The organism is Sphingomonas tagetis (assembly GCF_024211275.1).
Classification (GTDB): domain Bacteria; phylum Pseudomonadota; class Alphaproteobacteria; order Sphingomonadales; family Sphingomonadaceae; genus Sphingomonas; species Sphingomonas tagetis.
Window position 1 is genome coordinate 63,381 of the sequence record NZ_JAMLDX010000010.1, and the last position, 15,416, is coordinate 78,796.

14 protein-coding genes are annotated in these 15,416 nt (G+C 66.3%); all 14 read left to right on the top strand.

Annotation, left to right across the window (positions count from 1 at the left end; translation table 11 throughout):
• The first annotated feature begins 19 nt into the window (after window positions 1–19).
• Window positions 20–688, top strand: coding sequence for a haloacid dehalogenase type II (locus tag M9978_RS13660; RefSeq protein WP_254294093.1), 669 nt, complete (start codon window positions 20–22; stop codon window positions 686–688).
• A gap of 180 nt (window positions 689–868) precedes the next feature.
• Window positions 869–1,735 (top strand): GNAT family N-acetyltransferase, encoded by an 867-nt coding sequence (locus M9978_RS13665; protein WP_254294095.1) that lies wholly within the window; start codon window positions 869–871, stop codon window positions 1,733–1,735.
• A 31-nt stretch (window positions 1,736–1,766) separates the two neighbouring features.
• Window positions 1,767–2,942 (top strand): alanine racemase, encoded by a 1,176-nt coding sequence (locus tag M9978_RS13670; protein ID WP_254294097.1) that lies wholly within the window; start codon window positions 1,767–1,769, stop codon window positions 2,940–2,942.
• Between the two features lie 42 nt (window positions 2,943–2,984).
• Window positions 2,985–4,445 (top strand): aldehyde dehydrogenase family protein, encoded by a 1,461-nt coding sequence (locus tag M9978_RS13675; protein ID WP_254294099.1) that lies wholly within the window; start codon window positions 2,985–2,987, stop codon window positions 4,443–4,445.
• Window positions 4,446–4,468: 23 nt separating this feature from the next.
• The gene (locus tag M9978_RS13680; RefSeq protein WP_254294101.1) at window positions 4,469–5,794 is read left to right on the top strand and encodes an NAD(P)/FAD-dependent oxidoreductase; all 1,326 of its coding nucleotides are present in this window, start codon (window positions 4,469–4,471) and stop codon (window positions 5,792–5,794) included.
• Window positions 5,795–5,982: 188 nt separating this feature from the next.
• Window positions 5,983–6,648, top strand: a complete 666-nt coding sequence (locus M9978_RS13685; protein ID WP_254294103.1) for a haloacid dehalogenase type II — start codon at window positions 5,983–5,985, stop codon at window positions 6,646–6,648.
• Between the two features lie 36 nt (window positions 6,649–6,684).
• Complete coding sequence (locus M9978_RS13690; protein WP_254294105.1) at window positions 6,685–7,758, top strand: phosphotransferase; 1,074 nt, start codon at window positions 6,685–6,687, stop codon at window positions 7,756–7,758.
• Window positions 7,755–9,101: an aspartate aminotransferase family protein gene (locus M9978_RS13695; RefSeq protein WP_254294107.1), complete on the top strand. Its 1,347-nt coding sequence runs from the start codon at window positions 7,755–7,757 to the stop codon at window positions 9,099–9,101. Before M9978_RS13690 ends, M9978_RS13695 begins: the two co-directional genes overlap by 4 nt.
• A gap of 17 nt (window positions 9,102–9,118) precedes the next feature.
• Window positions 9,119–9,649, top strand: a complete 531-nt coding sequence (locus M9978_RS13700; protein WP_254294109.1) for an Lrp/AsnC family transcriptional regulator — start codon at window positions 9,119–9,121, stop codon at window positions 9,647–9,649.
• A gap of 147 nt (window positions 9,650–9,796) precedes the next feature.
• Window positions 9,797–11,119, top strand: a complete 1,323-nt coding sequence (locus M9978_RS13705; RefSeq protein ID WP_254294110.1) for an NAD(P)/FAD-dependent oxidoreductase — start codon at window positions 9,797–9,799, stop codon at window positions 11,117–11,119.
• Between the two features lie 65 nt (window positions 11,120–11,184).
• Window positions 11,185–12,081 carry a LysR family transcriptional regulator gene (locus tag M9978_RS13710; protein WP_254294112.1) on the top strand — a complete coding sequence of 299 codons (897 nt, stop codon included), beginning with the start codon at window positions 11,185–11,187 and terminating at the stop codon, window positions 12,079–12,081.
• Window positions 12,082–12,172: 91 nt separating this feature from the next.
• Window positions 12,173–13,237, top strand: coding sequence for a four-carbon acid sugar kinase family protein (locus M9978_RS13715; protein ID WP_254294114.1), 1,065 nt, complete (start codon window positions 12,173–12,175; stop codon window positions 13,235–13,237).
• Window positions 13,234–14,244: a 4-hydroxythreonine-4-phosphate dehydrogenase PdxA gene (gene pdxA, locus M9978_RS13720; RefSeq protein ID WP_367305100.1), complete on the top strand. Its 1,011-nt coding sequence runs from the start codon at window positions 13,234–13,236 to the stop codon at window positions 14,242–14,244. Before M9978_RS13715 ends, pdxA begins: the two co-directional genes overlap by 4 nt.
• On the top strand, window positions 14,244–15,302 hold the full coding sequence (locus tag M9978_RS13725) for a hypothetical protein (RefSeq protein ID WP_254294119.1): 1,059 nt from the start codon (window positions 14,244–14,246) through the stop codon (window positions 15,300–15,302). Before pdxA ends, M9978_RS13725 begins: the two co-directional genes overlap by 1 nt.
• Window positions 15,303–15,416 lie beyond the last annotated feature (114 nt).

The window sequence follows — 15,416 nt, forward strand, 5'->3', positions numbered from 1 at the left end:
TCTGACGAGGGGATTTCGCATGCCGGTTCTCAAGCCCAAGTTCATCACCTTCGATTGCTATGGCACGCTCATCAACTTCGAAATGGCTCCGGTCGCGCGGCAGGTCTATGCCGACCGGCTGTCGGGCGGCGCGCTGGACCACTTCTGCTCCTATTTCTCCGCATATCGTCTCGACGGCGTGCTGGGTCCGTGGCGCCCCTATCTCGATGTCGTGATTGAGGCGCTGCAGCGCGCGTGCAAGCGCTCCGGCATCGAATATCGCGACGGGGACGGCGAGGCTCATTACAACGCCATCCCCACCTGGCAGCCGCATCCCGATGTCGTCGAGCCGCTCAAGCGGATCGCGGGCGAGATTCCGCTGGTGATCCTGTCCAATTCGATGGTCGACCTGATCCCCTATAGCGTCGCCAATCTGCAGGCGCCGTTCCACACGGTCTGCACAGCGCAAGAGGCGCAGGCCTACAAGCCGCGCATGCAGGCATTCGAATTCATGTTCGATACACTGGGCTGCGGGCCCGAGGACGTGCTGCACTGCTCGTCCAGCTTCCGTTACGACCTGATGACCGCCTATGACCTGGGCATCAAGATGAAGGCCTTTGTCAATCGCGGGCATGAGCCGCTGAACAGCTATTACGAAGTGAACGAGATCCGCGATCTCGGCGGACTGCCGGGGCTGGTCGGGTTGTGACCCCGGCCCTGGCGCGTGGGATGCGGGGGGTGAGTGGCGGCACGATCTGCCGCGAGCGACGCCTCGCGCCGTAGGAGCAAGTCGCATCGCAATGACTTTCGGAAGGTGTTGCCAGACAAAACCGGCTTAAAGGACATGGTCATCGCGGCGTCATGCCCGAACTCAGAGGGATCGATCTTCATGGCCGAAACCGCACCTGGTACCGCCTTATTAGCCCAGGGTGACGCGGTGCGGCTGGAAGAGCGCCACCTGTCCCAGGCCCTGGCCTTGTCGCAGGCGCTCAATTGGCCCTATCGGTTCGAGGACTGGGCCTTCGCCTTCGCGCTCGGGCGCGGCTTCGCGATCGAGGTTGACGGGCGCCTTGCCGGGACCGCTCTGTGGTGGCCCTATGGTGACCACCATGGCTCGGCCGGCATGATCATCGTCGCGCCGGACGCCCAGCGCCAGGGGATCGGCGCGCGGTTGATGGACGCGCTTCTTGCCGACGCGGCCGGCCGCACGATCATCCTCAATTCGACGGTCGAAGGCGATACGCTCTATCGCCGGCTGGGATTCTCGCCGCATGACGTGGTGCAACAACGCCAGGCCGTGCTTGCGGTCGCGCCCGCGCTCGATCCCGACGTGCCGCTGCGGGCCGCGCAGGCAAGCGACCGCGCCGCGCTGGAAGCGCTCGACCGGGCGGCGTCCGGGATGGACCGCGGCGGCCTGCTGGACGCCGTGTTCCGCATCGCGGACGTGCTGGTGGTCGAGCGCGAGGGGCGCATTACGGGCTATGGTTGTGTGCGGCGCTGGGGACGCGGTTTCGTGATCGGCCCGGTGGCGGCCTCGTCGGAGCGTGATGCCAAGGCGCTGATCGCTGCGCTCGCCGCGCGGCATGTCGGGGCGTTTGTCCGCATCGACGTCATGGAGTCCGGCGGGCTCGGACCCTGGCTGGACACGATCGGCTTGCCGCAAACCGATCGTGCCGTCGCCATGTCGCTTGGTGCGCCCCCGCAAGCCGACCCGGGCGTGACGCTGTTCGCACTGTCCAATCAGTCGCTGGGATGAACCGCCAGCCGGCCCCGCAAAGGAACTTCACATGACCCAGGCCCTGCTTCATCCGACCGAGACCGACACCGTGGAGAGCCTCGACACCGTTGAGACTCCCGCGCTGGTGCTCGACATCGCCAAGCTCGACCGTAACGTCGCGCGGCTTCGCAGCCGCCTCGACGCACTTGGCGTCGCCTTCCGCCCGCATGTGAAGAGTGGCAAGTCGATCGACGTGGCGCGGCGGCTGTTCGCGGACGGCGTGGGCCCGATCACCGTGTCGACGCTGGCCGAGGCCGACTATTTCGCGAGCGCGGGCTTTACCGACATCACCTATGCGGTCGGCCTGTCGCCCGACAAGATCGACCGTACGCGCGAACTGGTCGCGGCCGGCGTGGATCTCTCGGTGCTGATCGACTCGGTCGACCAGGCGCGGGCCCTGGTCGAGGCCGCGCGCGACGGCGGGGCGATGCCCGGTGTGCTGATCGAGATCGACTGTGACGGTCATCGCGGCGGCGTGCTGCCGGACGATCCGGCGCTGGTCGCCATTGCCGAGAGGCTGCGCGATGGTGGGGTCCTGCTGCGGGGCGTCTTGACTCACGCCGGCGAGTCCTATGGCGCGCGCGGCGGTGCGGGCCTGCCCGAAGCGGCCGAGCAGGAGCGCGCCGCGGCCGTGAACGCTGCTGAAGCGCTACGTGCGGCAGGCCATGCCTCGCCGGTGGTGAGCGTGGGATCGACGCCTACGGCGCACTTCGCGAAGAATCTGGACGGCGTGACGGAGGTGCGCGCCGGCGTGTTCATGTTCTTCGACCTCGTGATGCACGGCATCGGCGTGTGCGAGGTCGACGACATCGCCCTGTCGGTGATCGCCACGGTGATCGGGCACCGGCCGGAAAAGGGCTGGATCCTGACCGACGCGGGCTGGATGGCGATGTCGCGGGACCGCGGCACGCAGAAGCATCCGGTCGATCAGGGCTATGGGCTGGTGTGCGACATCGACGGCAAGCCGTTCGCCGATCTGATCGTCGAGGATGCGAGCCAGGAGCATGGCATCCTCAAGCTGCGGCCAGGCAGCGGGGCGGTGCTGCCTGATCTGCCGCTCGGCACGCGCGTGCGCATCCTGCCCAACCATGCCTGTGCGACGGGCGCGCAGCACGACTCCTACGCCGTGGTCGAGACCGGAAAGCGCGAGGTCACCGCGCGGTGGACGCGCATGCGCGGATGGTGAGAGCGATGTTGGCGCGTCTGACCGCTATCAGGATGTTGTGACATGACGAGCGATATTGCCGAGACGATCCGCTGGGCCGCGGCGCACCGCGCCGATGCGTATATCGGCGGCGAATGGACGCCGGTTTCGGGCAGCGAGACGCTGCCGGTGACCGATCCCGCGACCGGCGCGCCCGTGGCCGAGATTGTCGCGGGAACCGCTGCCGATGTCGACCGCGCGGCCGCGGCCGCGCGCGCGGCTTTCCCGGCATTCGCCTCGTCGCGAGTTGCCGACCGCGTCGCCCTGCTCGAGCGGATCCATGCTCTGATCCTCGAACGTGCCGAACCGCTCGCGCGGACCCTGACGCTGGAGATGGGCGCGACGATCACCCATGCGCGCGCCGCCCATGTGCCACTCGCGGCGGCGCATGTTCAGGCCGCGATCGATGTGTTGCGCGACTATGACTTCCTGACGATGCGCGGGACGACCGCGATCGTGCGCGAGCCGATCGGCGTCTGCGCGCTCATCACGCCGTGGAACTGGCCGCTCTATCAGATCACGGCCAAGGTGGCGCCCGCGCTCGCGGCGGGCTGCACGGTCATCCTCAAGCCGAGCGAATTGTCGCCGCTGAGCGCGCTGATGTTCGCCCAGATCGTCGAGGATGCCGGCGCGCCGGCGGGTGTGTTCAACCTGGTGAACGGCACCGGTCCGGAGGTGGGCACGGCGCTGGCCGCGCACCCCGATATCGACATGATCTCGATCACCGGGTCGAACCGGGCCGGCGTGCTGGTCGCGCAGGCGGCGGCGCCGACCGTCAAGCGCGTCACGCAGGAGCTGGGCGGGAAATCGCCCAATGTCCTCCTGCCCGATGCCGATCTCGCGCGGGTCGTACCGCTCGCGGTGATGTCCGCGTTCCGCAATGTCGGCCAGTCATGCAGCGCCCCGACGCGCCTGATCGTGCCGCGCGATCGCCTGGCCGAGGTGGAGGAAATCGCCCAGGCCACCGTGGCGGCGATCGTCATCGGCGATCCGGGCGACGACGCCACCGTGCTGGGCCCGATCGCCAACCAGCCCCAGTTCCAGCGGGTGCAGGCGATGATCGCCGCCGGCATCGAGGACGGAGCGACGCTCGTCTGCGGGGGCCTGGGCCAGCCGGCCGGACTGGAGCGCGGCTTCTTCACTCGCCCGACCGTTTTCTCCGACGTCGCAACCGGCTCGCGCATCGCGCAGGAGGAAATCTTCGGGCCGGTGCTGGTGATCATTGCCTATGACGATGTCGACGAAGCTGTCGATATTGCCAATGATACGATCTTTGGGCTGGGTGGCCACGTCCATGGCGCCGATCTGGATCGAGCGCGCGACGTGGCGCGGCGCATCCGTACCGGCCAGGTCCATCTCAACAACCCGGCCTGGGACCCGCACGCGCCGTTCGGCGGCTACAAACGCTCGGGCAACGGGCGCGAATATGGGGCCTTTGGCTTCGAGGAATATCTGGAGGTCAAGGCGATCCTCGGTTTCGCCTGACCCCCGCCACTGGAGATCTGACCATGCCCGCCCCGCTGCGCTTCATCGCCTCCACGCCGACGCTGCCAAAGGAGGCCGATGCCGTCATCATTGGTGGCGGCATCATCGGAACCTTCACCGCCTATTACATGGCCAAGCGCGGGCTGAAGGTCGCGCTGGTCGAGAAGGGCGTGATCGCCGGCGAGCAGTCGAGCCGCAACTGGGGCTGGTGCCGCCAGCAGAATCGCGACGAGCGCGAATTGCAGCTGGCGACCAAGGCGCTCGATCTGTGGCAGGCGTTCGGAGAGGAGAGTAGCGAGAATACCGGCTTTCGTCGCTGTGGCCTGTTCTATGTCAGCAATCTGGACGAGGAACTGGAACCATGGGCGCGCTGGGGCGAATATGCCCGGTCGATCGGCGTCAGAACGCGCATGCTGACGAGCGAAGAAGCGACCGAGCACGCCGCCTTTACAGGCCAGCGCTGGCGCGGCGGCGTGCATTCGAGCGATGACGGCATCGCCGATCCCGGCCGCGCGGTGCCGGCCGTGGCCAGGGCGCTGATGGCGCTGGGCGGCACCGTGCATCAGGCATGCGCGGCGCGCGGCATCGAGACCAGCGGCGGCGCGGTGAGCGCGGTGATCACCGAGCGCGGGACGATCCGTACGCGACAGGTGATCCATGCCGGTGGCGCATGGGCGTCCTCCTTCTTCAACCAGCTCGGCATCCGCTTTCCGCAGGCCACCGTGCGCCAGACGATCCTGGCCATGGGCACCGGCCCGCTGACGCTGCCCGACGCCTTCTACAGCGATTCGATGTCGATCACGCGGCGCGGCGAGGGCGCACACACGCTGGCGATCAGCGGCCGCGCCAAGGTCGATCCAACCCCGCAGTTCGTGCGTTTCAATCGCGAATTCATCCCGATGTTCCGCAAGCGCTGGAAGAAGACGTCGCCGGGCGGCCTGCACGCGCTTCGCGCCGGGCATGAGACGCTGTCGAAGTGGCGGCTCGACCGGCCCACGCCGATGGAGGCGATGCGCATCCTCGATCCGGTCGCCGATCCCAAGACGGTTCGCCTGACGCTGGACCGCGCGGGCAAGTTGATCCCGGCGCTGGCGAGCGTGCCGATGGTCGCGAGCTGGGCGGGATTCGTCGACAGCACGCCGGACGGCGTGCCGGTGATAAGCGAGATTGCCGAAGTGCCCGGCCTGATCCTGGCCGCCGGGTTCAGCGGACACGGCTTCGGCATCGGGCCGGGCGCCGGGCATCTCGTCGCCGATATCGCGACGGGGCATGAGCCGATCGTCGATCCGCGCCCGTACCGCCTCTCGCGCTTTTCCGGCGGCGAAAAGATCGACGTTTCGGAATTCTGATTCGCGCATCGCGCACACGCCGCCGCGCTTGTCCACCGTGTCTGGCGACACCGAAGCAGGGGTGGCGGGCTCTGCTGTCGCGGGGGTTGCGAGAAACCATATCTACCCCGTTCAGGCCCCATTACGGCATTTCGCCACGCTGTTCTTCCCATAAAAAATCGCTAGTTTGCACAGCAGTGAGAGAGCCCATGACCTTTCGGCCCGACTTCATCAGCTTCGACTGTTACGGCACGCTCATCAATTTCGAGATGGGGCCGACGGCGGAAAAACTGTTCGCGGATCGTGTCGATGCGCAACGAATGGGGCCGTTCCTGGCGAGCTTCAAAGCCTATCGCCTCGACGAAGTCCTCGGCGCGTTCAAACCCTTTTTCGATGTGGTGGCCAACTCGATCCGGCGCACGTGCGAAGCGCATGGCGTGGAGTATCGCGACAGTGATGCGCAGGCGCTCTACGCCGCCGTGCCGACCTGGCAGCCGCATCCCAATGTGGTCGAAGTGCTCGAGGCGATTGCGCCGCATTATCCGCTGGTGATCCTGTCGAACTCGATGGTCGATCTGATCCCGGCCAGCGTCGCGCACCTCAAAGCGCCGTTCCATGCGGTCTACACCGCGGAGGAGGCGCAGGCCTACAAACCGCGCATGCAGGCGTTCGAATATATGTTCGGCCAGCTCGGCACGACGGCGGATCGTATGATGCATGTGTCGTCCAGCTTTCGCTACGACCATATGACCGCGTCCGACCTCGGCTATATGGCGAAGGCGTTCATCGACCGCGGGCACGAGCCAAGCTCGACCGAATATGGCGTCAGCCGCTTGACGGATGTCCGGCAGCTGCCCGCGTTGCTGGGCTTGTAAGCCCGCTTCCCGCGACCTTCATCCGCGAGATCCGACATGCCCGCCATCTCCAGCGAAGCGCCTCCGAGCGGCTCGCAACTCTCTACCAGCGTGCCCGAGCTGTCGCTGGAGGCGGCGGCGGCGCTCGCGGCGCGCCACTATGGCGTTCACGGCACGGCTAAATTGCTGACTGGCGAACGTGACCTGAACTTCCGGTTGGTCGCCGACGATGGCCGCAGCTATCTGTTCAAGGTCAGCAATCCGTCCGAGGAGGCTGAGGTGGCCGATCTTCAGACCGCCTGCCTCCAGCATATCGCCGACCGCGATCCAGCCCGGCCCGTGCCACGCGTCTTGCGCTCATCGGCGGGCACGCTTCGCGACGAGACGACGCTGGCGGATGGCCGGCGCTGCATCATCCGGCTCCTCACCTATCTGGAGGGCGTGCCGGCCAAGGGCACGGGGCGCAGCGCGGCGCAACGCGCGCAGTTTGGCGCCGCGCTGGCCGCGCTTGACCTTGCACTGCGCGATTTCGCGCATCCGGCGGCGTCGCACGACTTGCTGTGGAACGTGTCGCGGGCCGATCGTCTGGCGCATCTGATCGACAACATCGTGGACGAGCCGCGGAGATCGCTGGTCCGACATTTCATGAGCCGGTTCGTCGCCGAGACGGCGCCGCGCCTCGCGCAGCTTCGCGCGCAGGTGATCCACAACGACTTCCACCTCTACAACATCCTGGTCGCTGCGAACGATCCCGATCGCGTGACCGGCGTCATCGATTTCGGTGACCTGGTCCATGCGCCGCTGGTGGGCGAGGTTGCCACGGCGGCGGCGTATCAGATGACTCAGGCCGCCGATCCGCTGGGCGCGGCGGCCGAATTCGTCGGCGCCTATCATCGCGTTCTCCCGCTGCTCGCCGAAGAACAGGCGATCATCGCCGACCTGATGGCGACGCGCCACCTGATCACCGTCCTGATCTCGGAATGGCGCTCGCGGCGCTATCCCGAGAACTATGCCTACATCATGCGGCACAATCCGGAAGCCTGGGACGGATTGCAGCTGATGGCCGACATTTCCCCACAAAGCGCGCGCGACCGGCTGCTCGCGCATGTGCGCAGCGGAGACGACAGATGACGAGCACGATCGATCTCAACATGGTCAATGCTTATATCCCGGGGCAAGCCGATGTCGGCGCGGAGACGGCGGCGACGATCGCGCGGCGCGACCGGCTGCTCGGCCCGGCCTATCGGCTGATGTACGAGCGGCCGCTGCACATCGTGAAGGGGGAGGGCGCCTGGCTGATCGCCAGCGACGGCCGCCGCTTCCTCGATACCTACAATAACGTCACGTCGCTCGGTCATTGCCATCCGCGCGTGGTCGAGGCGATCACGCGGCAAGTGGCGACGCTCGCGACCAACACACGCTATCTTCACGACACGATCCTGGAACTTGCCGAGCGGCTGCTGGCGACCGTGCCGGGAACCGATCTGGCGCACCTGATGCTGACCTGCACCGGCAGCGAGGCCAACGACCTAGCCTATCGCATCGCGAAGGTGCGCACCGGCGGCACCGGCATCATCGTCACCGAAACCGCCTATCACGGCTTCACCGACGCCGTGTCGCAGTTTTCGCCGTCGCTCGGCGTCAGCGTGGATCTGGGAGCGCATGTCCGGCTTGTGCCGGCACCCAGCGCCTATCATGCCGAGGGGGCGGACCTGGCGGATCGCTTCACGCGCGATGTCGAGGCGGCGATCGCCGATCTCAAGCGCCACGGCATCAAGCCGGCGATGCTGATCGTCGATTCGGTCTTCACCAGCGACGGCATCCTGCCCGATCCGGCGGGGTTCCTGAAGGGCGCGGTGGCGGCGATCAGAGACGCGGGGGGTCTGTTCATCGCCGACGAGGTGCAGCCGGGCTTTGGGCGGACCGGCAAGCATATGTGGGGCTTCCAGCGGCACGGCGTGGCGCCCGACATCGTGACGATGGGCAAGCCGATGGGCAATGGCCAGCCGATCGCCGGCCTGCTCGTGACGCAGGACGCGGTTGCGCAATTCGGCCGGGATTCCCGCTATTTCAATACCTTCGCGGGCAATACCGTCTCCTGCGCGGCGGCGGTAGCGGTGCTCGATGCGATCGAGGCTGAGGGACTGATCGCGCACGCCGCGACGACGGGCAAGGCGCTGCGCGACGGGATCGCGGCGCTTGGCCGGCGTCACGACGCGATCGGCGACGTCCGTGGAATCGGCATGTTCGTCGGCGTCGAGATCGTGTCGGACCCCGCGACGCGAGCACCCGATCGCGCGCTGACCAGCCGGATCGTCAATCTGCTGAGCGACAAGGGCATCTTGATCAGCGCCTGCGCCAAGGGGCATAATGTGCTCAAGATCCGGCCTCCGCTGGTGCTGAACGGCGAGCAGGTCGATATGGTCGTGCGGGGACTGGACGAGTCCTTGAGCGAAGCGATGGCAGGCGGCTGAGCGGGAGTCCGACTAACGTGCGTGCGCGGTTCGAACTGGACCAGATGGACTTCAAGATCCTCGACCATCTGCAACGGTTGGGACGGTGCTCCAACGTCGAACTCGCGGAGATGGTCGGTCTGAGCGCAAGTCCCTGCCTGACGCGGGTCAAGCGCTTGCAACAGATCGGGGTCATCCAGGGGTTCGGCGCGCACGTCGCGCTCGCGCAACTCGGTGATTATCTCATCGTGTTCAGCGAGGTCACGATCAGCGGGCATCGCCGTCACCATCTGCGCCGTTTCGAAGAAGCCGCCGAAGCGGTGCCCGAGATCATGGAATGCTATAATGTGAGCGGCGGTTACGACTTCCTACTGCGCATCGTCACGCGCAGCGTCTCGCACTTTCAGGGGATCATGGATGCCTTGCTTCAGGCCGATCTGGGGATCGAGAAATTCTCGAGCTACATTGTCCTGCGGGTGCCATTCGTGAAGCACGAACTGCCGCTCGACCAGCTGTTCGGCGAGGGGTCGGCGGTTCGGGCCGATGCGGTGGATCAGCCTTTTGAATAGGACCGCTGGCTTAACTTGCCAAAATCCCATGCGCGACGCTCGATCCTCCCTGATTCAGCGAACATCTTCGGCTTATTCTGTCGCACCGAAAGTGCGATAAACTGCGGCACGTTTTCGTTCTTCATCCGGTCAGGGGCACGCCACCAAATGTCTCCAGTCGTCGAGCGCATTCCGAGTGACGAGCGGCCGCCGTCCGCCGCGGACATCGTCGTCATCGGTGGCGGTATCATCGGAAGCGCCGCCGCCTATCTACTGGCCAAACGCGGATTTTCGGTCGCGCTTATCGAAAAGGGGCATGTCGGTTGTGAGCAATCCAGCCGCAACTGGGGCTGGTGCCGCCGGCAGAACCGCGATTCGCGTGAATTGCCGCTGTCGATCATCTCGATGCAATTATGGGACACGTTCGCGCCCGAGATCGGACGGGACCTGGGCTTCCGGCGGTGCGGTTTGACCTTTGCCACGCATCTCCAATCGACCCTGGCGCAATGGGACAGCTGGCGTGCGATCGGCGACGAATTCGACGTCAAGAGCCGCATCCTCAGCAGATCGGAAGCGGCAGCGCTGATCCCGGAAAACAAGCGCGAATGGATTGGCGGCCTGTACGTCCCGGATGACGGCAAGGCTGAGCCGGCACTCGCCGCGCCTGCGCTCGCGGCCGGTGCGCGGGCGCATGGCGCGACGATCCACCAGCAGTGCGCCGCGCGCGGGCTCGATCTGGCGAATGGCCGCGTCGTGGGCGTGCATACCGAACAGGGTTACATCAAGGCAAACGCGGTGCTGTGCGCGACCGGCGTCTGGGCGTCGCGTTTCCTGCGCCCGCACGGGATCAGCTTTCCGCAGGCGGGAGTCAGGCAGACCGCGCTTCGCACCAAGCCGATGCAAAATCTCGGTGAAGCGCTCTACACCTCGGATTTCTCGATGACCCGGCGGCTCGACGGCAGTTACACGCTGGCCATCAGCGGCAAGGCGAACATCGAGGTCACCGCGCAGGGCATTCGCTATTTCCGCGAGTTCGCGCCCCAATTCGCCAAGCGCCTGAAGAATGTGCGGTTGGGTGTCGGTCGCTCGCTCTTCTCCGGGCCGGAATCGGTCCCGGCGATGATGACCAACAACGACCGCATCTTCGAACAGAATCGCGTGCTCGATCCCGAGCCGATGGCGTGGCTGGAGCGGGAGATTGTGGCGAATATCCGCGCCACCTATCCGCAACTCGGCGACATCAAGATCGATAGCGCGTGGGGCGGACTGGTGGATTGCACGCCGGACGCGGTTCCCGTGATCTCGAAGGTAGATCAGGTCAGCGGTCTCGTGCTGGCGGCCGGCTGTTCGGGGCATGGCTTCGGCCTGGGGCCGGGCATCGGCTATCTCGCCTCGCAACTGCTCGTCGACGATACGCCCTGCGTCGATCCTGAACCATTCCGGCTCTCACGGCTGGTCAACGGATCGAAGCTTCAGATCGCCGCGATCTGACACCGCCACAGGGTCGGTCGACGCGGCTATGGGATCGAACGCGCGCAGGTGATATGAAATCACCAATGAAGCGATCGGACATCCCGTATCTCGACGATCTGCGCGCGTTCGAGTCGGTGGCGCGGCTGGGTTCGGTTCGCGCCGCGGCCGCCGAACTCGTGCTGACGCATGGCGCCGTCAGCCGCCGCGTGGCGAAATTATCCACCGATCTCGGCGTGCGCTTGCTCGAGGCGAATGGGCGCGGCGTGCGGGTGACTGCCGATGGCGAGAAACTCGCGGCGGCGACCGGGACGGCGTTCGGCCTGATCACCGAGACATTGGCCAAGATCCGATCGGACGGCGCGCCGGCGCCGATCATCCTGTCGTGCGAGCGTTCGCTGGCGATGCGCTGGCTGATCCCGCGCCTATCCGATTTTCAGGATCGTCATCCCGGGGTCGAGGTGCATCTGTCGACCGGCGGCGGCGCGCTCGACTTCGCGCGCGACCGAGTGACGCTGGCGATCCGCCGGCTCGATTTCCCAGTCGATCCCGATTGGCGCATCACGAAGTTGATGCCCGAGCGAGTCGGGCCGGTGATGCTGCCGTCGCTCGCCGCCCGGTTCGAAGCCGGCGATTATACCGCGCTGGGCTCGCGCACGCGGCCCAACGCCTGGGAAGCCTGGCTGGAGCAGCATCGGAACACGGCGCGGCCGCGGACGATCCGCCTGCTGGATCACCATTTCCTGATGGAGGAGGCGGCGCTGGGCGGACTTGGCGTCGCGCTCGCGCCGCAGGCGATCGCTGCCAGCGACGTCGCGAGCGGGCGTCTGCGGGCGCCGTTCGGCTTTGAGGACGATGGGACCGATTATGGCCTGATCCATCCCGCCGCGATGTCGGTTTCCGCTGGCCTCGCCGCCCTGTGCGATTGGCTGGCCGCCGAATCCGGACGTATATTCGGCACGACAGCCTGCCCGTCGAGTTGAAGGGGCGCTGGGTCGATTGGTGATCTCCGGTCACCGGAAATGGACAGGAAGTATCGCTTTTTAAGCCGCCGGGACCGGTCATAATCGCCGCATGTCCAGCCTCCATCCCTACCGCATCGGGATCCTTGCCGACGACTTGACCAGTGCTGCCGACGGCGCGGGACCGTTCGTCGATCTCGGCCTGTCGGCAGTGGTCGGTCGTGGCCAGCTGCCCGACGCAAGCGCCGCCATCCGGGCGGTGGACAGTCAATCCCGCTCGGCTTCGGCCGCCGACGCCGCGGCACGCGCGACTCGCCTGACCGGGCAGCTCGCTGCGTGCGATATTCTCTACAAGACGTGCGATTCCACGCTGCGTGGCCATGTGAAGATCGAGCTGGAAGCGGCGTTCGCGGCGAGCGGTCGCAAGACGCTGGTCTTCGCGCCGGCGTTTCCGGATGCGGGGCGGACGACGATCGATGGCGTGCAGTTCGTCAATGGCGTGCCAGTCGCGCAAAGCGGCTATGGCCGCGATCCGATTCATCCGGTGTGCCATTCGCGGTTGACCGATTTCGTGCCCGCGGCCGGTGAGATCGTCCTGCTCGACTCCACGACTCAGGCTGAACTCGACGCGAAAGTCGCCGCGCTGCCCGACCCGGAAACGATCCTGTGGGTCGGTTCGCCGGGGATGGCGATCGCATTGGCCAAGCGTTTCGCTTTCGGCGCGGCCCAGGGACCGGTCGAGATCGCACCGTGTGGCGACATCCTGATTGCGATCGGCAGCGCCAACCCGCTGAGCCATCGCCAGGCCGATCGCGTGGTCGCGGGCGCAGGGGTCACGTTGTTGCGCGCGCCGGCCGAGCGCGGGGACGAGCCGGCAGCGGTGTTGCGCCGCATCGCCCAGGACGCGGTCGAGTGGCTGCGCGGATCGCGCTTCAGCACAGTGATCGCCACCGGCGGCGACACCATGGAGGCGATTCTGGACGGACTGAATGTCCGCACATTCGAAGTGCTGCGCGAACTCGAACCGGGTTTTCCGCTCGGACGCGCAAAGCTGTTGGAAGATAGCGATCTCCTTATCGCCATGAAGGCCGGCGGCTTTGGTGACGATGACACGCTGTGCCGTGCGGTCGCGCAATTGCGCCAGATCACCCCGGCATCAGGACAGGCGGTTTGGTGAAGAATATCGCGCCCCTTGCCATCACGATGGGTGATGCGTCCGGCATCGGTCCGGAGATAGTGGTCAAGACCTTGGCGGCGGGCGATGAACGCGCCGTGGTTTTCGGCAGCCATGCGGTGATGTCGGACGCGGCCCGCCGGCTCGACCGCAGCCTCACGGTGCGCCGGATCGACCGGCCGCAGGACGCGTGGTTCGAGCGCGGCTCGATCGAGGTGATCGAGGCGACCCGGCTTACCGAATTGCCACCGGTCGGGGTCGCCAACGCGGCGGCGGGCCAGGCGTCGTTCGACACCGTCGTGGCCGCCATCGCGGCGGCCAAGGCCGGCGCGGTCAGCGGCATCGTCACCGCGCCGATCAACAAGGAAGCGATGGGCATGGCCGGCATCGGCTATCCCGGCCATACCGAGATCCTCGGCCATTATGGCGGTGCGAAGCGCGTGGCGATGATGCTGGCCAATGACGAGATCCGCACGGTGCTTGTCACCATTCACACCTCGCTGCGCAATGCGATCGAGCAGGCCGATTTCGACGCGCAGATGTCCGCGGTGCGGCTGGCGCATGAAGGCGGCAAGGCGCTGGGTATCGCCGCGCCGCGCGTGGCGGTCGCGGGCCTCAATCCGCATGCCGGTGAGGGCGGCCTGTTCGGCGACGAGGAGATCCACATCATTCGTCCCGCGATCGAAGCCGCACGGGCCGAGGGCATCGACGCCAGCGGACCTTGGCCGGGCGACACCGTCTATATGCAGGCGCGACAGGGCCGGTTCGACGTGGTCGTCGCGCAATATCACGACCAGGGACTGATCCCGGTCAAGTATCTGGGCCTGGAAAAGGGCGTGAACATCACGCTGGGCCTGCCCTTCGTCCGCACCAGCCCCGATCATGGCACCGCATTCGACATTGCCGGCCAGGGTATCGCCGATCACGCCAGCCTGCAAACCGCGCTCGCTTATGCGCACCGGCTCGTCGCCGCGGCGACCGGGATCAACGAACCCGAGAGTATCGTCTAATGGGCCTTCGCTTCATCTTCATGCTCACGCGCAACGACCGCACGGTCGAGGAGGCCGCCGTTCATCTCGATACGGCGCTGCGCCTGGGCGTTCGTCATGTCGGCTTCAAGGATATCGGCTTGCCGATCGATCAGCTGAAGGCGCTCAACCGGACGATCAAGGCGGGCGGCGCGACCTCCTATCTCGAAGTCGTCTCGCTCGATCCGGAAAGCGAGGTCGCCTCGGCGCGCGCGGCGGTGAAGATCGGGGTCGATATCCTGCTCGGCGGCACGCGCGTCGATGACGTGCTGCCGGTCGTCGCCGGCAGCGGAATCCGATATTATCCCTTCCCGGGGCGCATCGTCGGTCACCCAAGCGTGCTGGAAGGAAGCATCGACGAGATCGTCGCGAGCGCCATGGCGATGACGGCGCGCGACGGCGTCGATGGCCTCGACCTGCTCGCCTACCGCTTCGCCGGAGACGTGCCGGCACTGATGAAGGCGGTGTGCGAAGCGGTGGCCAAACCGGTCGTCATGGCGGGCTCGATCGCGACCGCCGAGCGGATCGCCATGGTCAAGGACGCGGGAGCCGCCGGCTTCACGATCGGCACCGCCGCGCTCGACGGACTGTACCCCGCCGACGACAAGAGTGTGGCCGGCCAGCTCGCCGCGATCATCCGCGACGTGGCGGCGTTGAACCGGCATCTCTCGCCTTTCCACAAGCGCAATCTCGCCGGCGCGTTCGATGAAGTCGAGGGGAATGGATCGCCCACGACCGTTGGTCGCATCAATGACATGCAGATCAAGCTGACGAAGCTGTCTGGCGAGCATATGTGGCGGTTCCACAAGCATGAAGATTGCATGTTCTTCGTCCACAAGGGGCGCATGCTGATGAAATTTCGCGATCGCGAGGAGCTTGTCGACGAAGGGGAATTCATTGTCGTGCCGCATGGCGTGGAATATTGCCCGGTCGCGATGGACGAGCCTTGCGAGATCGTCCTGATCGAGCCCGACGCCGCGGCGCCGGCGGATGACCGGCCTGCTGCCGCAATCCATCACAAGCGCGCGGTCAACGGCTGAAGAACGGCACAAGATGCCGGACGGGCGGGCTACTCAATGATCCGGTTCCAATCGAACGGCGTCACCCGCACGCACCATCGAGGCTGACGCGTTTCCGACGACAACACGCAGGAG